The sequence below is a fragment of the Echinicola jeungdonensis genome (genome assembly GCF_030409905.1).
Taxonomy (GTDB): Bacteria; Bacteroidota; Bacteroidia; order Cytophagales; family Cyclobacteriaceae; genus Echinicola; species Echinicola jeungdonensis.
The window spans coordinates 1,053,668-1,073,075 of sequence record NZ_JAUFQT010000001.1 but is presented as its reverse complement, the minus strand read 5'-3'; the positions used below and the strand labels follow the sequence as shown (position 1 = coordinate 1,073,075).

The window sequence follows — 19,408 nt, the reverse complement described above, 5'->3', positions numbered from 1 at the left end:
ATGAGATTCTGTTTCATAGCTTTTTTTTTGAAGAATTTTTTACTTTAATCTTCCAGTAATAAAAAAAGGCCGGCAAAGAAAACAAAAAGAATCAATCAGAAAACCAGTTCGGGTAAGGCATTTTTATTAAAAGTAATCCTTATTCAGGGGCCCGGGATATTTGGTGGAATAATTATGGATACCACAAACTCCTTGTGTTTTCTTTTAAACGGAGCAAAATAAATTGTTGCTTCAGTTGATGGTATAAGTTTTACTTTCCATGTTTTTTTGACCACCAAAGGAAATTAATCCACAGCATTCAAACTTGACCCACAAAAGTAAAAAATAGGCAGAAATTAAATATTTAATATTAACTCAAAGCTCCAATGAGGTTGTAAATAATCCTGTTATGAAAAAAGAGATTAAAATATTCCTCATGAGTATTTTTTTTAATAACAGCCCTTATTGCAGGTTCGGGTGGAAAGAGCAAAACCATCATGAAATTATTTCAGCTATTAATTGTTCCATGGTAGATTTCTGAGAGCCTTAAAATCAAGGGTGTTTTATTATATTTTATATTACTACTTTAGTTTATTCAAATAAAAAATAAAGTAAATATAAAAATATAACATGCAGAATAAAATTCTTTAAAGGTATTAAAGTTTGAAATTATTTAATTTTTAATAAAAATGGTTTATTTATTAATAATCGGCAAATAATCAATTTATATTTTGAAATAATTTGAAAATTAATGTCAATGTATTATGTTTGTAATATCAAATAAAGGTTAACGGTCTTTAACTGTAGGGTTATTAATTGGATGTTTCAGATAAGGAGGAAGTCCAAAATTGGAAAAGGAAAATAAATTTCTTTTGAAGGTTCGATTCCTTCTCCTACAGCAGGTTATTTTGGGTTTATTGTTAATTGACTAAAAGCTATGAAAAATTTTCATAGCTTTTTTTGTTTTAATTCCAGGCTTGATTTAAAGCGAATTCAAAATAATATTTTGAATTTTTAATTTGATCTTTTGGGTAATGTTGTCTGAGTGGGAGTGGTCAATATAATTGTAGTTAATCGTTGAATATTTGCTAATTTTTTAGGTGAAATCAAGCTATCAGTTGATGAAATGATTTTATAAACATGGAATTATTAAAAAATATGAAAAAATTAAAGAGAGTTGTTAGTTTAATTTTAATATTTAAATGCCTTTGTTACCTTTGAAACATCAAATCGGCCGAAAGGGTTGAAATACTGTAGGATGTTGAAATTGGCAGACAAGCCCTCCTGTCTCGGGGGTGGAGATTCTGGGATAAAGCGCACATAGAGCTCTTGTGTCGCCTAACTTCTCCGTGGAGGTTCGAATCCTTCTCCTACAGCAAATAATAAAATGATAAAAACTTCTATAATTCAAATGACTTAGGTCGCTGTTTTATAGAAGTTTTTTTTTGTGATAGGGGTTACCCCTAATTTTTTCTTTTTAAAATTCAATTTCAGCATTTAAATTGCTTTATTAAGGTAATTTATGGCTGAAAGAAAAATAAATAAAAGGGGGGTGAAAAAATCCCATCGGAGGTTGATCCGTGTCTTTGTCATATCCATTTTTTCTTTACTTTTTTTACAGGTGAGCCTTTATTTTGGTTCTGACTGGCTGTTAAGAAGTTATCTGCAAAAAAAAGTGGAGGAAAAATCCGGAGGTAAATATGCCATAGATTTCGAACGGTTCAATATTTCACTTTTGGAGTTGGGGTTCTATTTTGATTCCTTTACACTTACTCCCAATGATGAATCAGTTTTTGAAAGAGAGGAAAAGCCTTATTATATAATCAACGTACCTGAGGTTTCCCTAAAAGGTCTCCGTTACGATTTTTCGGACAAAGTAATTGAAATTGGGACTTTGCGGTTTCAGAATCCCATGATTCAGTCCCGCCATGAAGAGGATATTTTGAAATCCAGTGGCCGAACCAGTTTGCAATTGTTTGAAGAAGAAGTTCGCAAATCAATACAGGCATTGGAAATCAATGAAATTCTTTTGAAAGATTTGTTTGTGGACCAAGCCGATTTTTTAATGGAGAATTTTGTGAGCGAGAGGTCTATTCAGGCGGAAAATGCGAATTTACACATTCAAAATTTGCGGCTCCTCCAGCCCAGAGAGGTTCCGGCTCCTTTTAATGCCCAAGGTTTCGAAATGGGGATTGAAAATTTTGAAATGTTGTTGGCCGATAGTGTCCATACCATCAAAGCGGCAAAGGTCAAGGTTTCTTCATTGGAAAACTTTATCAGGGCAAATTCCATAAATTTGGTGCCAGATCTTTCTCAATCTGCTGAGGTTTATTATGAAATCCTTTTGGATAACCTGGAATTGGAAGATGCCGATATAAACAAAGTTTTTTATACCACCGAGGTTGATATTGGGAGTTTAAAAATTAACAAGCCAAGGTTTTCCCTTTATTCTGAGGGAGGTCAAATGGATAGGGAAATAGAAAACTATAACCTGTATCCTTTGATTAAGGATATTCTGGCCTCCATAAGCATTGAAGATCTTGAAATAAAAGATGGAGAGTACCTCCAAAGAAGTCTTTCTGACCCAAATAAGAATAGGATTGAGGCCGCAAGAATTCAATTTGAAATGAATCAGGTTTATTTAGGCCCTGATGAAGAAAAGAAAAATAACCAGTTTTTCTATGCTCAGGATGCTGTTTTGGACCTTTCTGAGGTAAAAGTGGCGCTTGCAGATGGGGTTCATTGGGTTACAGGTGAAAAGGTTTATTTGTCTTCTGCAGAGGATAGGGTGAAAATTGATGGAATCCGGCTTGCACCTCATGAAGAGGTTGAAGAAGATGTCAATCAATTTGAGGTGGAGATTCCTTCCTTAAGTCTCGAAAAGGCCAATCTGAAAAGAATATATAATGAAAGCGTATTGGACATCAGTGAGATGGAGATATCATCCCCATCTGTATTTTTGGTAAATATCGGAAAAGGCAATGAACAAAAGGTAAACAGTACCCTCAAGAAACTTACCCAGGATTATTTAAGAGCAATTTATATCGATCGTTTAGAACTGAACAACGGAGATATGGTGTTAAGTAACAAGATCCAGATGAGCGAGGATAGCCTTTCTTTTGGTAAGGTGAGTTTTGTTTTGGAGAATTTTTCACTTGATGAGGAGTTGGAACCTGATTCCACAAACAGGATATTTTTAGCGGAAGATTTACAGTTGGAAATTGAGGATTATGCTTTAAAACTGGCCGACAACCTACACCTTTTTAGTGCTGACCGCATATTTGTGGATACCAAATCTGATTTTCTTCAGATTGATGGTTTTCGCTTTGTTCCATTGGAGCCTGATAATCTTCAGCAAAATTTACATCGTTTGGAGAAAACCACTGCCTTGGATATTCACATTCCCGCTTTTTATGTCCATGGTATAGATATTCCAACTGCCTATTTCAAAAATAAATTAAGGATTAAGCAGATTGAAATCCCCTCCCCAGAAATAAAGATCAGCCGCTACATAGAAAAAACAGGGGAAAAGGAAAAAGTGGAAAGAAGTGATATTTACCGATTGTTAAATAATTATTTTTCTTTGATACAGGTGGATTCGGTGAGTGTGATGGATGGTTCCATTGAATATGACAATTTTGTGGGAGACCGGATAAGAACTTTTTCTGAGAATGAAGTTTCCATCCACCTAAGAAATTTTGCCTTAGGGGAAGGTGGCATTGATCAGGAAGAAAACGGTTTGTTGTTTGCAGAAGAACTGGATATCAGTTTAAATAATTATGTGTTTAACATTGCCGAAGGAAAGTATACAATTCAGGCAGACAGGGTTCGTTTCAATTCCTCTCAGGATGAATTGGTAACTTCCAATGTTAGGCTTAGACCAAGGAGGGACCTTGGTATGAAGGTGGCCCTTGGTGCGGATATTCCAAAGTTGAGTTTTAAAGGAGTGGATTTAGAGGCCTTTTTGTTTGATAATACCCTTTCCCTTTCCAAAGTAAGGCTTTCCGATGCTGGTGTATATTTATATGTAAATAGGGATCAGGAATTGGCAGAAGAAGATTCCGAAAATGAAAAGAAAAAGGACCGTAATTTGCCTAAAACCATTGATGTTATCCAGATTGATACAGTTCAAGCTGACAATGCCCGGTTTGATCTTTTGTTCAGTAAAAATAACGAAGAGCGGAAACTGATCAATACAGGGGTAAACCTATCCTTTTATGGATTGTTTTTGGATTCTGCCAAACTTCAGGAAGGAGATATTGTCGGTTTCTTTACAAACATGGCCCTTGATATTGATGATTTTTCCCTTTCCCTGCAGGACAGCATTCATACCATCAATTTTAGCAAAGTGGAGTTAAATACTCAAAGTGATGAGATTATTCTAGAAAATTTCAATGTGCAACCGGTTAACTATTATGGGAAAAAAGGTGTCCCGGTGATAGAAGCAAGAATTCCGCTCGTGACCCTTAAAACCCAATCCCTGACAACTTTTCAAGAGACGAAAGATTTTAACATCCAAGATCTTAAACTAAAAAATCCTGAAATAACCCTTTATCTTGATCAGGAAAAGCTAGCCAAAGTCCAAAATAACGAAAATCAACAGGAAGCAATTCAAAATGTTATACAAAACCTTAGGGTGGATAAATTCCATTTGGACAGTGGGACAATCAGGTTGAGGAAAAAAGGTGACGGAATTGCGGTTCAGGCTTTTGAAGACCTGAATGTTGAACTCAGTGATTTAGAGTTTGATTTCACCAAACCTTCAACATTTGATGAAAAAATCTTCCTCAATGAGGGCTATCAGTTTGAGCTTCCCGATTATGAATTAAAACTACCAGATAGCCTTAACATCTTAAAAGTTGGATTGGTTGTTCTAACGAAGGGACAAATGGTGCTGAAAGATGTTTTCTTTGAACCCCGCTATGGGAGGTATGAATATATGAAAAGGTTAGGCCATCAAGCAGATGCTATCCAAGCTCATATACCATTGGTCAAATTTGAAGGTTTGGATGTCCCTCAATTACTGCAAAATGAAGACATTCTGGCCCATAAGATGGATATTCAGAAACCCAGAGTTCAAGTTTTTAGGGACAAAAGGTATCCCTTGGAAAAAGACTTGTTCCGACCCATGCCTCAGCAATTGATGAGGGAGTCCGGCATTAAAATGGAAGTGGATTCACTTTTTTTAAATGATGCTCAGGTAATTTATGAGGAATTTCCGGAAAAAGGAATGGTTCCAGGGCATATTACTTTTGATTCCCTAAATGCAAGAGTCAGTCCATTCCATTTAGGTAAAAGCTTGGCCAATGATTATCAACCAGATTCCAGTGTTTTGGAAGCAGGAGCTTTAATCAATGGGGCAGGGAAGATTGGTGTATCGGTGGACATGGAATTTGAGGCGCCTTATCCAATGGATGTTGATGTTGAAATTGGGGAATTTGATGCTAGTATAATTAATACCATATTGGCTACAAATGCTTTTGCCAGGTTGAAAAGGGGAACCATAAAACCTTCTTTTTGGTCTTTTAGGGCCAATGATGATTTTTCTGAGGGACATATGACTTTAAGATATAACCGGTTGGCCCTTAGTTTGCTTGATGAGAGGACTTTGAAAAAAGCAGGTGGAAGAAAGGGAATTTTGAATTTTGTAATGAATGTTTTTGCCGTTCGTGGTAATAATCCCCGTCAATTTTTCAATCGGCTCCAAAGTTCCCCAATTTATTTCGAAAGGGATAAAAGAAAGTTCATTTTTAACTTCTGGTGGAAATCAACTTTCTCTGGTATTAAAGGAAGTCTTGGCTTGGGAGAACCAGGTCCCGCAAGAAAAGAAGAGGAATAATCAAGACGATTTGCATTTAGGCTCAAAAGCAATTGGGCTAAATTGTGGCCTTTAAGGGATAATATTTTAGATTTGCATTTCGAAAACCGAATTGAATGTATGTATCAAGATAAAGTAGAAGCCCTAAAATCTGAGATTTCTAAGGCTGAAGCCAACACCAAAGAAGAACTGGAAGCTTACCGCATGCGGTTTATCAGCAAAAAAAGTGTAATTGGTGATCTTTTCTCTGCCATGAAGGAAATTCCCAATGATCAAAAAAGGGAATTTGGCCAATTGGTTAATAGCGTCAAACAACTGGCCGAGGAAAAATTCAAGGAGTTGATTGAGACGGTAAATGCCAAAACACAAAAAGCAAAATCTTCAGATATCGACTTGACCCTGCCCCCAACCAATGTGGAAGTAGGCGGCATTCATCCCCTTACCGCTACCAAACAACGGATTATTGAGATTTTTGAGCGTATTGGCTTCAACCTTTCTGAGGGACCGGAAATTGAGGACGATTGGCATAATTTTACCGCCCTGAATTTCCCTGAAAACCACCCTGCCAGGGAAATGCAGGATACCTTTTTTATTGAAAAAAATCCGGATATTGCCCTTAGAACTCATACCTCTTCAGTTCAGGTCAGGGTGATGGAAAATCAGAAACCACCGATCCGTACATTGTCCCCAGGTCGGGTTTTTAGAAATGAAGCCATATCTGCCAGGGCACACTGTATATTCCATCAGGTAGAAGGGCTGTATGTGGATGAAAATGTTGGTTTTGCTGACCTGAAACAGACCCTTTATCATTTCGCCAAGGAAATGTTTGGAAAAGAAACCAAAGTTCGTTTTAGGCCTTCTTACTTCCCTTTTACAGAACCAAGTGCGGAAATCGATATTTCCTGTCTTCTGTGTAAGGGAAAAGGCTGTAATATTTGTAAAGGAACTGGCTGGGTAGAAATTGGCGGTGCCGGAATGGTGGATCCCAATGTCCTGGAAAATTGTGGTATCGACAATCAAAAATATACAGGCTTTGCCTTTGGGATGGGAATTGAAAGAATTGCCATGCTTAAATATCAAATAAAAGATTTAAGACTGTTTACTGAAAATGATATCCGTTTCCTCAAACAGTTTAAACCATTGTTATAAAAAAAGAGCGAAGTAAATTTTTACTTCGCTCTTTTTTTAGTCCTCTAATGCATTACAACGATCGTAAGCAGGATCAATATCTATATAGACTTCTTCTTTTGCCAGCTTAAACCATTCATCCAGAATTTCACTTTCTTTTTTCTTTTTGGCTGCAGCTTTTAACTTCTCATAATCGTCTTTCAAATTGGCTCTGTGGGCGGGAAAACGGTTTTTGTAATACAATAGGCGAACTGCAGGTTCTGATTCCCCTGTCCTTTGGTTTTGTTCCTCATAACTGATGGCATGACTTAGGGTTCCCACTTTCATGGTATCCAAGGTGAAATAAAGAATAGGGTCTTCCAGTGTCCTCAAAGTTAATCGGTTAGCTCCGGTTGTGGGGTCGGTAAAGAAACCGCCGTTATCAGAAGTGTTTCTGTCCTCAGAATACTCTTTGGCGGCCTTGGAAAATTCTATACTGTCCAATGCGATCAAATTCCTTAAACTGTCCAATTCCCTTTCTGTTCTTTTAATATCTTCCTTAGTGGGTTTGGGTTTGATCAAAATATGCCTTGAATTGTAAGAGTCGGATCTTTTTTCCAGTAATTGAATTAGGTGGTACCCAAAATCAGATTCCACAGGTTCACTGATTTCTCCTTCCCTTAATTTCAGAGCAGCAGCTTCATATTCAGGCACCATGGCCCCTTTTTGTGAAAAACCTAGATCCCCTCCTCTGGTTTTTGAGCCGGGATCTTCAGAATACCTCAATGCCATCTTGGCAAAATCAGCTTCACCGTCAAGGATTTTTTGTTTGATTTCCCTGAGTTTGTCCGCCACTCGGTCCTTTTCTTCCCTGTTTACTTCTGGTTTTTTTACAATTTGCCCAACGGCTACCTCTGCAGAAAAGAAAGGTAGGGAATCCTTAGGTATCTGGTTGTAAAATTCCCGAACCTCTGCGGGGGATACCGCCAAATTCTGAGTAATGTTTTTCCTCATTTTGGAAATGATCTGTTGTTCTTTGAGTTTGTCATGAAGTTCAGCTTTTAATTGTTCTGCTGTCTTTCCATAAGTTTCAACCAGCATATCTTCATCTCCCCCAAATTGCTGCAGAATCATGGAAAATCTTCTGTCCGCTTCAAGCATTACCTCTGCATCGGTTACAATGACCGAATCAATTTCAGCTTTGGCAACTAAAAGTTTATTGATCAACAGGGATTCAAAAATATCACAACGGCTAGGGGCTTCAAAGCCTTCCTGGGATTGTGAGACTGCGTCTACGTATGCTTTTTGCAAATCGGACTCTAGGATAATGTAATTATCCACTTTGGCAATAATCTTGTCCAATACCTGCCCTTCGGGTTTTTCTTGCTTATCCTCCTTACTTTGTGCAAATAGGGAAAAGGATAATAGACAAAAGCTCAATAGGGTCAATACTGTCTTAGGGCTGTTCATATATTTTAAACTCATTATTTTCCAGTGCGCGATTATAAATTTGATTTTGAAGTTCCTCTGCTAAACTAACTTTTCTTTTGTTGATGATGATTTTCGATATTTCATCTTTTACAAATTCCACCGGTGGAACCTGGTCCTGTAATTTAAAATCAAGAATTTTAAAATAGTAATTATAGGTGTCATCCTCTACTTTGATAAAATCATTTTGCTGCAATAATTGCACCACATTAGTGGTTTCCGTCAGGGGAGTATTGATGATGATGTCCTCAAATTTTATCCAGGTGGAGTCTTCCAGAAAATAATTGGTGGCTGATTTAAGAGCCAAATCCCTTAATTTATGCCTGTCATCTTCTTCGTTCCTTTTCAGCATCCTTTCCACTTGGGTGTTTTGGGAAAGGGTTTTTTCCATTTTGATAAAATTGGACCTGACGATAATTTCCTTTAGCGTGAAATTTTCCTGATTTTTCTGGTAGTAGGTAGCAATATCTTCCTCGCTGACTTCCCTGTCCAGGTTTTCTTCTATATAATCCTTTTCAAATTGATAGACGATCAGGGCATATTTGTAATCAAGCAGCTTTTTGTCCAATTCTGCCTGACTAATAGTAATGTTTTTGCTTGCCGCTTTGATCATTAATTGTTTTTTGATCCAGGACTGCACATACCTTTTGGCCAAATTGGTGCTATCAGCCAGCCCTTGTGTTTCTTTTGTGACAAAATCCAGATCCGCATGCCGCAGAGAATTGCCATCCACTGTAGCCACCACGGGGTTGTTTTTTTCCTCTTCAGCAGTTTTAAACTTAAAGAAGTCACAACCTACCATGGGCAGGAATACAAAGCTGAGCAGTATGGAATTAATTTTTGACAACAATATTGGCTATCCTGTTTTTTTCATCCTGATTGATTTGGATGATATAATGTTCTTTTAATGTTTTAATCAGATCATCCTCAAGGCTTTCCTGATAATCCTGAATGACTTTTCCCCGGGTTTCAGAAAATTTTTTGGGGCCTGAAGGAATTGTGTTTCCTAAGGCAACAAAGTAAAGACTTTTGTTCACATCCAGATCCTGAAGTTCTTTGCCCAAATCCACTTTGGACAATACCGGGTGATTTTCAAGTTCAAAGGTGCCTTGTTCCATCGTAAAAGCCAAAGGTTCTTGTTTAAGGAATCTTTCCTCCAATTTCTTTTTCAGGTCTCCCGAATAAGGCTTTTCTTTTAAAAAAGCATAAAGGCTGTCTTTATAATTTTTTTGATTTACCTTGATAACTAAAGCTCCTACTCTTTTTTCCCATTGATATTGCTCTTGATGGTCTTGAAAATAAGTTTTCTGCCCGGAGGTATCATTTAGGGCTTTTTGCCATACCTTTTCATTCATTAGATTAAATAGCAAAATGCCATCCCTATACTCCTTGACCAATAATTGAAAGGATTCATTGTTTTTCATCAAGTCGGCTTCTTCGGCTTCGTTGAGGGAAACCTCCTCAAACTTATGATACCATGGCTTGAAAAACTGTTTTGCTTTTGGTTTTACCACTACTTCGTCCGCTTTGATAAATTGGATAAAATCAGCTACGGATTTTTTGCCATTTTGGGTGCTGAACAGGGTGCTGTCCAATAATTGTTGATGGGAGATTTCATTCTTTATAGCTTCTAGGTCTCCAGGAAGATAATTGTCAAAAATATCTTTTACCTTATTGGAGACGGATAAGTTTTCCCTGAAATCATATTTTGATTTTTGCATGGCCATGACCTGTTCCTTGATCAGATCAGACCTGCTGTCTCTTAGTATTTTGGCCTTGAGGCTTTCTTCCAGCTCATCAAAAGAGCCCAATGGTTTGGAAGCTTCCAAACGGATGATGTGATAGCCATATGGGGTCTTAATAGGGGCGGAAATTTCCCCAGGTTCCTCCAGGGAAAATGCCATATTTTCAAATTCGGGAATAAAAGATCCCACCCCAAACCAAGGTAATTCTCCACCGGATTGCTTGGTGCCCTGGTCTTCAGAGAAGTTTTGACAAACTTCCTTCCAGGAACTTTCCTCTTTTTGGAGCTCGGTATAAATATCGGTTATTTTTCTTTTGGCATGATCTTCTGAAATGGGGTCAGCCGGATCGGTGCGAACAAGAATATGGGAAACTTTGACCTGGCCAGGATTGGGTTTGCGGTCCTTAAGTTTTATGATATGATAACCAAATTGGGTCAAAACGGGATTAGAAACTTCCCCTGGTTTCAACTCATAGACTGCATCCTCAAAGGGGTAAACCATTTGAAGTGCTGTGAAATAACCCAAGTCCCCTTTGTTCTTTACGGCAGATGGATCCTGGGAGTATTCCAGTGCAAGTTGGTTGATGTCTTCTCCATCCTGAATTTTTTTCTGAAGTTTTTTGGCCATATTATATACGGCGATCGAATCTTCCTTGCTTGCATTGGAAGGAAAACGGAGCAAAATATGACTGGCATTTACAACCTCTTGTAAGCGGTTGTACGCTTTTCTGACCTCTCCTTCCCGTAAAGAACTTTCCAGTAGATAAGGCTTTTTTAGATCCTCTTTGAAAGTTTCGAACTCCCTGCGGAACTCTTCACTTTTATGCATTCCCAATGCTTCAGCTTCTTTTACCTTTAGTTTATAATTGATAAAAAGGGAAAGGTTCTCCTCAAATTCTTCATTGGAAAGTTTCTGCGATTCATCATCAAAATCACGGGATTTGGACAATACATGTAAAAATTCCTCAGCAGGGATATCCTCATTACCAATGGTCATCAGGTACTGATATTCCTGCCCTGAGTCCGCTGGTATTACCTTTGAGGCAGGGGAGCAAGCTGTAGCGATGCCCAATGTCAAAAGACACAGATATTTTATTTTCATAACTTTTAACATGCCAAAACAATAGTGCAATGTTACAAATTTTAGCGTAGAAATGGTGAATACAAAGGGGATATGTACCGTTAATTAACAATTATTTGGATTTCAATTGTTTAATCAACCGGCAAATATTTTGGTTTTCTGAGGATTCAAACTCAATGGTGTCCATGATTTTTCGGACCAATTTGATGCCAAGCCCACCCTTCCTTCTTTTTTTTATGACTTCTTTGAGGTCCGGTTCGTTATATTCGGTCATGTTAAAAGCTTCCCCGGAATCCATGATCTCAAAAATGATGCTTTGGTCCAATTGATTGACCTTCAATTTGATAAAATCCCTGGGGTTGCAGTCATGGCTATGAATGATCAAATTAGCGCATACCTCCTCCACTGCCAGTATCAATTGGTTTTTATTGATATCCGATAGTTGGGAGGCATTTAATACCCGATCAAGGAAGGTCCTCAACTCGGAAAGTTTATTCTTTTCACAATATAATGTTAGCTCATGCTTCATATATCATCTGGAGCGCTTCTTCTTTGTTTGCTTTTAGCGAAATGAGTTGGTCGAGGCCGAGGATATGAAAAACATTATTGACTTTTTCGGACAGCCCAAATATGACAAATTGAATTTTCTGCTCTTGGAAATCTTCCAGGTAAGACATGAAAACACCTAAACCAGCAGATGAAATATATTCCAGCTCACTCCCATCAATAAGGATGTTTTGGTTGTTTTCATTTATGACCTCCTGGATGGCTTCATCCAACTTTATCGAGTTGCTGGCATCGACCTGACCTTTGAGCAGCAAGGTGACATGGTCCGGATGTTTTTGCTTACTGATTTGTAACATAAATAATTATACGCTTAGTAAAAGCTAATGTTTATTTTGAAATTTTAGGACCAGAAGAGAGTAATCATCGTCGGGCAAGGCAGATTTGCCGACAAAATCGTATACCGACTGAATTATTTTTTCCTTGATCAATTGGGCACTTAAATTATGATTTTGATTTATTATCTCCTTCAACCTGTCATACCCAAACTCTTCCTTATTTTCATTTTTTGATTCTATGATTCCATCGGTGTACATTACCAGGATATCTCCTTCCTGATAGGGAAGCGTTTTTTCCTCTAAATAATTCCTGTATTTTTCATTCCTCAAAATTCCAAGCCCAAGCCCCCCAACACTTAGAAAACTGGCTTCTTGAGTTTTGATATTGAAATAAAGCGTGGGACAATGGCCCGCCCGGCTAAAGGTTAGTTTTTTATTCCTTGTATCCAGAATGTAATAGGTTGTGGTAATGAAATGGTTTTTGGCCAGGCAACTGCTCAAGGCATAGTTGGCCTTGTCCAGGAAGTCCACAGGACTCAACTCCATTTGCACGAGGCTATGGAAGATGCCCTTCATTTGGGACATATTAAAAGCGGCCGAGGTGCCCTTCCCGGAAACATCCCCAATGATCAGGGCAAACTGGTGGTCGCTAAACTGAAAGGTTTCATAATAATCCCCGCCTACTTCATCTGCAGCCTCTGAAAAGCCAACTATTTCAAAACTATCGTCATGGTGCAAGGTAGAGGGCAGCAGGCTTCTTTGTACCCTCTGAGCGATTTTCAACTCTTCTTTGTACCTTTCGTTCCGAATAGCCTCATTCAATAAACGGTAATTTTCCACCGAAATACTGGCTTGCCCGACAAAAGTCAGGATGATATTCAGCATTTCTTTGTTGAAGCCATTTTTAATCTCTTTCAATAAATAAATATTGCCCAAAAGGTTTTTATTTACCCTAATGGGTACAACCAATGCTGATTTGAAAGTATCGTGAGAGATGGTTCCGCTAAGGTATTCAGGGGTGTTTTGGGCCGTATTATTCAGGTATTCCGAAAAGAGCTTCGTTTTTTGGATAATTTTTTTGGTTTCTTTTCTGTCCTTGTTACTGATAAATCTTTGGTGCTGGATTTCAATATTTCCATCTTCTCCCATAATCTCCAACCAAGCTGCATCCACATAAGCAGCACTCATACAACTGTCCATAAGGATGTCAAGCACCTGGCTTTCATTTTGTCCCGGTTGTATGGATTGGCTCAGTTTCTGGAAATTGATTGCTTCTGTAAGTTTTTGCTCAAAAACGGAGGAGGTTGGCAGGTTAAATAAAGTGACCAAAAAACTGAATAGAGAATAAATAAATACAAATCCAAATAAACCCAAAAGGAAGAGGTTGTCCATCAAATTGACCAGAATAAACCCGCTTTCACTATAAGAAAGTAATTGGATAAAAAGAAAAAAAGTACATATCAATATGATGGCCAGGAATAAAATGGATTTCCATTTGTCCTTAAAGGTCAGGTAGGGAATCCATTTGAGATTGGCGGAAATGATAATGCCGAATATCAAAAGGAACAAAAGGCCAAATAAAAAGGTAAAGTCAAAAGTGTTTTTATTAAAATAGATGAAAAACATGCTGACCAATAGCATGACCTCATATATTTGCCATTGCTGAACAACATTTTTGTTCTTTTGGTACAGGATCAAATGCTTCCAAAGCAGGGTGGCGCAAATCAAAAATATACTTGTGGTACCAAAATTGATATGGTAAAAGAAATTTCTCAACAGGGGGTCAGTGGACAGCCTGCTGCTGCCTAAGAGATAATAAAAGAAATGAATCAACAAAGAAATTCCCGTGGCCATCAAACCAATGGAGGCTGCACGCCAAATTAATTGAACAAAATTGTTGTTTTCGCTTTTGTTGATAATGTTATTGTAAAAGATATAGACCAAAAAGAAAAAGATGATTTCCAGGGTCCAGGTAACTTCCGGGGCAATGCCCTGGTTCATCTGATTGATGGAACCAAAAAGCCGGAGCAAGTCCACAAAAAGCATGGCCAGCCATGTTAGAACGGCCACTAAAAGGACAATTTTTCCGATATTTATGTTGGGAAATCTAATCATTTACAAAATCAATACAATAATACATAATGTCCCCCAATTATCCATTGGTAAGATTGGGGCATTTTAATCGGTGAAAAACCTAAATATTAATTCTATGAAAAATCTTTGCTTTTTATTGTTGTCTGCCACTATCCTTGGCGTTTTTGGTTGTACTTCTTCCGAAGTCAGCAAGTTTATGAAAGGAGTTAGTGAAGCTACTTTGACTGATGAGGATGTGAGTGAGGGATTGAAAGCAGCTTTGATTAAGGGGATTTCAGAAGGTGCTGAAAGTGCTTCCAAAGAAAATGGCTTTTATGGAAATGATTTAATCAGAATTGGGCTTCCAGAAGAAGTGCAAAAAGTGGAAAATACCATCCGAAGGATTGGCTTTGGAAGTGAATTGGACAAGGTCCATTTGACCATTAACAGAGGAGCGGAAAATGCCGCTTTGGAAGCCAAGCCTATATTTATTAATGCGATCAAGCAACTTACCTTAAAAGATGCCTGGGATATTCTCAGGGGGGAGGATGATGCGGCTACCCAATACCTTCGAAAAACCACTTCAGGCCAATTGGCGCAACTTTTTGAACCCCATATTCAGGAATCTTTAAATAAGGTAGGGGCAACCCGATATTATGGCGAAATAGTAAATACTTACAATGCTTTTCCTACTACTACCAATAAGCTCAATCCTGATTTAAAGGGATACGTAACAGAAAGGGCCATTGATGGGCTTTTTAAGTTGATTGCTCAGGAAGAAAAAGCTATCCGGGAAAATCCTGCAGAAAGGACCTCTGCCATTTTGAAGAGAGTTTTTGCAGCCCAGGATCAATAGGCTGATAACCATTCAATAAGGGATTTACAGGAAAATAATATCCTCGATGGTTTCCTTACCAAATTTGTCCTCTATGATTTGGAGGACTTTTGATTTGTTCATCATGAGCTCTTTTTTTATGGGACCTGATGTAAGTTTGACATAGAGTTTTTTCTCTCTGACAAATAACTGAGAAGTTCGGTTAGCAATGGACCTCCCCATCAATTCTCCCCAGGCACTGACCACCTTTCTTTCATTAAAACGGTCTTTGAGTTTATAAGCCTGAAGCAAATCCTCAAAAGCTTCTTTTAAAGGGGTGATGTCCTTTTTTCTTGAAAATTTATCTTTATATCTGCTCATGGTTTTAAAGGTAGGGATTTTGCGTTCAAACAAATAACTGGGCCGCAATATGATCTGCTAGTAAACGGCCTTTTGAAGTGAGAATTAGTTGATTGGCCTGGATTTCCAATAGTTTTTCCTTTTGGAAACTTTCTAACTGAGCCTGTTTTTGCTCCAACAAATCCACTCTGAATTCTTTTAAAATTTTATAAAGACTGGCACCCCAAATTGTTCGCAAAGAAGTAAGTAAATATTCATTTAACCTGTCTTGCCAACTGAGTTCATCCCTTTCGAAAGGTATAATACCCTTTTCAAGACTTTGAAGGTACTTGGCATTATTGGCCAGGTTATGTTGCCGGTCGATGCCGTTATAAGAATGTGCACTTGGGCCCACTCCCAAATAGGGGACCCCTTTCCAATAATTGCTGTTGTGGAGGGCAAATGCACCAGGTAAGCTAAAGTTGGAAATTTCATACTGGATGTAGCCGGCTTTTCCCATTTCTGCCTGCAATATCTCAAATTGTTCAGCATTAAAATCTTCCGAAGAAGGCAAGAACCTTTCTTTTTCCGTCCACCTACCCAGCACGGTTTTCGGTTCTATAGTCAGACAATAACTACTTATATGGCCTGGGTTAATATTCAGGGCTTCTTCCAGGTCTTTTTTCCATAATTGATGGTCAGCTTGTGGGAAACCATACATCAAGTCAATTGATAATTTTTCAAATCCTGTTTTTCTGGCATTTTCTATACACTGGAAAGCCTCGCCAGCATTGTGCGACCGGTTATAAAACTTAAGTACTTGGTCATTGAAGCTTTGGATTCCGATGCTCAAGCGGTCCACTCCAAGGCATTTGAGGGTTTGGAGTTTGGCAGGGCTTAGGTCATCGGGGTTGGCTTCCATGGTAAGCTCCTTTAGGCTAAGTGAATAATGCCTGCTGATTGTATTTAAAATCTTCCCGATTTCTTCCTGGCTCAACAGGGATGGAGTCCCTCCTCCAAAATAGACTGTGTCAATGAAATGTTGATTCCCCAGGTAATTTTTCTGCAGTTCCAGTTCCCTGCATATCATATCTACCATCTTGCCCTTTAATTGGGTGTTGGTGCTGAAATGGAAATCACAATAGTGACATGCTTTTTTGCAGAATGGGATATGGATGTATATTCCTGCCAAATTGATTACTTTTAACTTTTACAAAGGTAAAGAAACAACATTACAACTGCTTGAAAAGGATCCATTTTACCCTACTTATTTTATTTTCACTTCTGGCTAAGGGCTCGATGGCTCAGGAGGATGCTTATACCCTGAATTATAAGATTCAGGGGGAAGTGCAGCGATCTGGGGTGGAGCATTTTTCTGATTCTCTTGGTGGTGCTGAATTTTTAGGTGAATTAATAAACCAATTAAATCAGGAGGGGTTTTTAATGGCTCAAATTTCCCGGGAAAATGCCTCAGGGGATAGCCTAAAAACAGTAGTTCTGGAAACTGGAAAGCCTTTTTTTGGGGGGGATTGGAGGAGGGAAATGTCCCCGGGGATATTTTGCTTGGGAGTGGAGTGGATTTAAAGAGATTTGAAGGAAAGCCTTTTGATTATCTCCAATATCAAAAAGAAATCAACAAAATATTGGAGAATGCGGAAAATCAAGGATACCCATTTGCCTCCATTCGTTTGGACAGTGCTATTTTGGTGGGGCAATCTTTCAAAGGAATATTGGATTATCAAGCAGGGCCATTGATTCATTTTGATACCTTGAAAATAACTGGCAGTAGTAAGGCAGACCCCTTGTTTCTGGCACGGCAATTAAAAATTTTTCCAGGAGAAACCTTTTCCCAAGAGAAAATCGACCAGGCCAATCAGAGAATTGAAAATATACCTTACTTAAAAATGACTGGGCCTTTGGAAATGAGTTTTCAGAATCAGGAGGCTACCCTTTACCTTCCTATAGGGGACAGAAAAATCAATTCCTTAGACGGGATTATAGGAATATTGCCCAATGAAGTGGAACGCAATAAGCTTTTGGTGACGGGACAATTTAATTTGGCCTTATATAATGTTGGGGGAAAAGGAAGGAACTATAGCCTTGCTTGGCAGCGCCTAAGCCAATATACCCAAAATCTAAGTCTTGGGGCGGTTGAACCTATGGTTTTGGGTTCAACCATTGACCTAAAAGCTGGGTTTTCCCTTTTGAAGGAGGATACGACATTTATTAACCGTGATTTGAGGTTAGATTTAGGTTATCAAATCAGCCCAAGATCTTATTTTCAGGCTTTTACCCGATGGCAATCAGGAAACCGGTTGGCCACAAATCAGGAGAACTTGGGAGAGGGTCTTCCCGATATTTTGGATTTTAGTTTCCATAATTATGGTCTGAAATTTGATTTTAAGGATTGGGATGATGCATTTTTTCCAAAAAGAGGTTGGAGTTGGAATGTGGAAATAGGTCTGGGAAACAAAAATATTATTCAAAATACTTCCATACCGGATTCTTTGTATCACTCTCTGGATAAAAAAACACTACAATTTTATTTTAATTATGGAGTGACAAAATATTTTGATTTCAATTCCAGGTTTGGAACAAAATTGGCATTGCTGGGAGGAGAAATTCACAATGAAACCCTTTTGATAAATGACCTGTACCGATTAGGAGGACTACGGTCTATTCGAGGTTTTAATGAAAATTTCTTTTTCGCAAATAGATTTCTTTATGCTAATTTTGAGCCCAGGTTTTATTTTGGAGAAAGGTCCTATTGGCTGGTATTTGCCGACGCTGGGAGATTGGAGAATTCATTGATGATAAAAGACCAACAAACAGATTTCGTTTTTTCCTTTGGTGCAGGGCTTAGTCTAGAGGCTTCTGGAGGGGTTTTTAATTTTATTTATGCATTAGGAAAATCCAATGAACAGGAGCTAGGAGTAAATTTCTCAAAGGTCCATTTTGGGTACACTGCAAGATTTTAATTTTATGTCATTAAAGGGAAAAATTTTGGGGCTCCTTATAATTATGGGATTCTTTTTGGGATCCCAGGCTTTGGGGCAGGTCCTTGAAAATTACAACCCCGGGATCAGGATTGAAAATAAATATGACTTTGTAAGGTCCCCTATTCAAGCTGAGGTGGAAGTGAACCTTGTTGACTTTCCTTCAAGTTCTCTGGCTATAAAGCTCCCTGCTACATCGGCAGTGTTTTTGGATGGGAAAATGTGGTTTTATGCTCAATCTGATACCAGTTTTTTAATATCCATATCACAATTGAGAAAAGAATTTGTCCCCAAAAATGCAACTAGTACCCCAATTGTAATTCATAAACAGGGGATATTAAAAGAGGAAATATCCATTAAAAAGGGACTATTTGTAGAAATTGCTGAAGAAGAAGTAAGTACAGATCCATCTTTCCGGGAGTTAAGGGAAAAATCATCGATGGAGGATTTTATTTATCTTGCCTTTATTATCATTTTGGGTTTAATGGCTCTTTTTAGGGTAACTTATCCATTGGTTTTTTTAAATTCCTTAAAACCAGGAGCGGTGTTTTCAGCAGATGAATTTTCGGATCACTCGGTTGTGAGCAAAGTTTTTTCTTCAGATGTGATCTTTTACCTTTTAATATTCAGCATGGTTGTCATGTTGTTTTTAATGGCAGGTTTTTCATTTATGGAATTACCAGCTTGGGAAATGGTAGATGCAGATGATTTGAATTTTCTACTATTGGTTTGGTTGTCTGGCACAGCTGTTTTTATGGTGCTTTCTTTTCTTAAATTTTTTTGGATCAAAGCATTTACCCGGATTTATCAATTTGAAAAATATGACTTTCATCAGTTTATGTTCCTTCTTAGGGTATTGCTGTTGGTGTTGTTAGTGATATTTTTCTTGGTGATTGTATGCTACTCGCAGGGTTATTTGGACATGAAGAAAGTGGTGGAGTATATGGTTACTTCATTTTTGGTGATATATTTATTGGGGATTTTTAGGCTTTTTAACCTAATGAAGCGAAAAGTGTCTTTTAAAAATTACCATTTATTTTCTTACATTTGCAGCTCAGAATTGGTACCGTTTTTAGTGATAGTGAAATTGATCATGGGCTGATTCATTTTATTCAGTGGAGAACGAA

Annotated in this window: 14 protein-coding genes; 6 read left to right on the top strand and 8 right to left on the bottom strand. The window is 38.0% G+C overall.

Going from position 1 to position 19,408, the window contains the following annotated elements; all coding sequences use genetic code 11:
- The first annotated feature begins 1,531 nt into the window (after positions 1-1,531).
- Both QWY93_RS04570 and pheS read left to right on the top strand, forming a co-directional pair.
- Positions 1,532-5,818 (top strand): hypothetical protein, encoded by a 4,287-nt coding sequence (locus QWY93_RS04570; RefSeq protein WP_290246994.1) that lies wholly within the window; start codon positions 1,532-1,534, stop codon positions 5,816-5,818.
- Between the two features lie 99 nt (positions 5,819-5,917).
- A complete protein-coding gene (pheS, locus tag QWY93_RS04565; RefSeq protein WP_290246993.1) occupies positions 5,918-6,946 on the top strand; it encodes a phenylalanine--tRNA ligase subunit alpha in 1,029 nt (342 codons plus the stop codon).
- Positions 6,947-6,982: 36 nt separating this feature from the next.
- Here the strand turns inward: pheS and QWY93_RS04560 are convergent, their stop codons facing one another.
- The 6 genes from QWY93_RS04560 to QWY93_RS04535 form a co-directional block, all read right to left on the bottom strand.
- Positions 6,983-8,374 carry a peptidylprolyl isomerase gene (locus QWY93_RS04560; protein WP_290246992.1) on the bottom strand — a complete coding sequence of 464 codons (1,392 nt, stop codon included), beginning with the start codon at positions 8,372-8,374 and terminating at the stop codon, positions 6,983-6,985.
- A complete protein-coding gene (locus QWY93_RS04555) occupies positions 8,361-9,239 on the bottom strand; it encodes a peptidylprolyl isomerase (protein WP_290246991.1) in 879 nt (292 codons plus the stop codon). The genes QWY93_RS04560 and QWY93_RS04555 overlap by 14 nt, the downstream gene beginning before the upstream one ends.
- Complete coding sequence (locus tag QWY93_RS04550; RefSeq protein WP_290246990.1) at positions 9,226-11,238, bottom strand: peptidylprolyl isomerase; 2,013 nt, start codon at positions 11,236-11,238, stop codon at positions 9,226-9,228. Before QWY93_RS04550 ends, QWY93_RS04555 begins: the two co-directional genes overlap by 14 nt.
- A gap of 91 nt (positions 11,239-11,329) precedes the next feature.
- Entirely contained in the window at positions 11,330-11,746 is a 417-nt protein-coding gene (locus tag QWY93_RS04545) for an ATP-binding protein (protein WP_290246989.1), read from the bottom strand.
- The gene (locus QWY93_RS04540) at positions 11,736-12,080 is read right to left on the bottom strand and encodes an STAS domain-containing protein (RefSeq protein ID WP_290246988.1); all 345 of its coding nucleotides are present in this window, start codon (positions 12,078-12,080) and stop codon (positions 11,736-11,738) included. Before QWY93_RS04540 ends, QWY93_RS04545 begins: the two co-directional genes overlap by 11 nt.
- A 24-nt stretch (positions 12,081-12,104) precedes the next feature.
- On the bottom strand, positions 12,105-14,174 hold the full coding sequence (locus tag QWY93_RS04535) for a GAF domain-containing SpoIIE family protein phosphatase (protein WP_290246987.1): 2,070 nt from the start codon (positions 14,172-14,174) through the stop codon (positions 12,105-12,107).
- A 94-nt stretch (positions 14,175-14,268) separates the two neighbouring features.
- Between QWY93_RS04535 and QWY93_RS04530 the strand changes: the two genes are divergently transcribed.
- Positions 14,269-14,988, top strand: a complete 720-nt coding sequence (locus QWY93_RS04530) for a DUF4197 domain-containing protein (RefSeq protein WP_290246986.1) — start codon at positions 14,269-14,271, stop codon at positions 14,986-14,988.
- Between the two features lie 24 nt (positions 14,989-15,012).
- On the opposite strand, the gene QWY93_RS04525 is transcribed toward QWY93_RS04530, so the two are convergent.
- Complete coding sequence (locus QWY93_RS04525; RefSeq protein WP_290246985.1) at positions 15,013-15,327, bottom strand: DciA family protein; 315 nt, start codon at positions 15,325-15,327, stop codon at positions 15,013-15,015.
- A 25-nt stretch (positions 15,328-15,352) separates the two neighbouring features.
- Positions 15,353-16,477: a radical SAM family heme chaperone HemW gene (hemW, locus tag QWY93_RS04520; protein WP_290246984.1), complete on the bottom strand. Its 1,125-nt coding sequence runs from the start codon at positions 16,475-16,477 to the stop codon at positions 15,353-15,355.
- A 107-nt stretch (positions 16,478-16,584) separates the two neighbouring features.
- On the opposite strand from hemW, the gene QWY93_RS04515 reads away from it, so the two are divergent.
- The 3 genes from QWY93_RS04515 to QWY93_RS04505 are packed head-to-tail and all read left to right on the top strand — an operon-like array spanning position 16,585 to position 19,383.
- Positions 16,585-16,869 (top strand): hypothetical protein, encoded by a 285-nt coding sequence (locus QWY93_RS04515; RefSeq protein ID WP_290246983.1) that lies wholly within the window; start codon positions 16,585-16,587, stop codon positions 16,867-16,869.
- Positions 16,860-18,263: a BamA/TamA family outer membrane protein gene (locus QWY93_RS04510; protein WP_290246982.1), complete on the top strand. Its 1,404-nt coding sequence runs from the start codon at positions 16,860-16,862 to the stop codon at positions 18,261-18,263. Before QWY93_RS04515 ends, QWY93_RS04510 begins: the two co-directional genes overlap by 10 nt.
- A 25-nt stretch (positions 18,264-18,288) precedes the next feature.
- Positions 18,289-19,383, top strand: coding sequence for a DUF4271 domain-containing protein (locus tag QWY93_RS04505; RefSeq protein WP_290246981.1), 1,095 nt, complete (start codon positions 18,289-18,291; stop codon positions 19,381-19,383).
- Positions 19,384-19,408: the final 25 nt, after the last annotated feature.

Excerpts from the sequence above, each read along its gene's own strand:
- QWY93_RS04530 (WP_290246986.1), top strand. The coding sequence starts at position 14,269 with ATGAAAAATCTTTGCTTTTTATTGTTGTCTGCCACTATCCTTGGCGTT.
- QWY93_RS04560 (WP_290246992.1), bottom strand. The coding sequence starts at position 8,374 with ATGAACAGCCCTAAGACAGTATTGACCCTATTGAGCTTTTGTCTATTA.
- QWY93_RS04525 (WP_290246985.1), bottom strand. The coding sequence starts at position 15,327 with ATGAGCAGATATAAAGATAAATTTTCAAGAAAAAAGGACATCACCCCT.
- QWY93_RS04535 (WP_290246987.1), bottom strand. The coding sequence starts at position 14,174 with ATGATTAGATTTCCCAACATAAATATCGGAAAAATTGTCCTTTTAGTG.
- QWY93_RS04515 (WP_290246983.1), top strand. The coding sequence starts at position 16,585 with ATGGCTCAGGAGGATGCTTATACCCTGAATTATAAGATTCAGGGGGAA.
- QWY93_RS04545 (WP_290246989.1), bottom strand. The coding sequence starts at position 11,746 with ATGAAGCATGAGCTAACATTATATTGTGAAAAGAATAAACTTTCCGAG.
- pheS (WP_290246993.1), top strand. The coding sequence starts at position 5,918 with ATGTATCAAGATAAAGTAGAAGCCCTAAAATCTGAGATTTCTAAGGCT.
- QWY93_RS04550 (WP_290246990.1), bottom strand. The coding sequence starts at position 11,238 with ATGAAAATAAAATATCTGTGTCTTTTGACATTGGGCATCGCTACAGCT.
- QWY93_RS04540 (WP_290246988.1), bottom strand. The coding sequence starts at position 12,080 with ATGTTACAAATCAGTAAGCAAAAACATCCGGACCATGTCACCTTGCTG.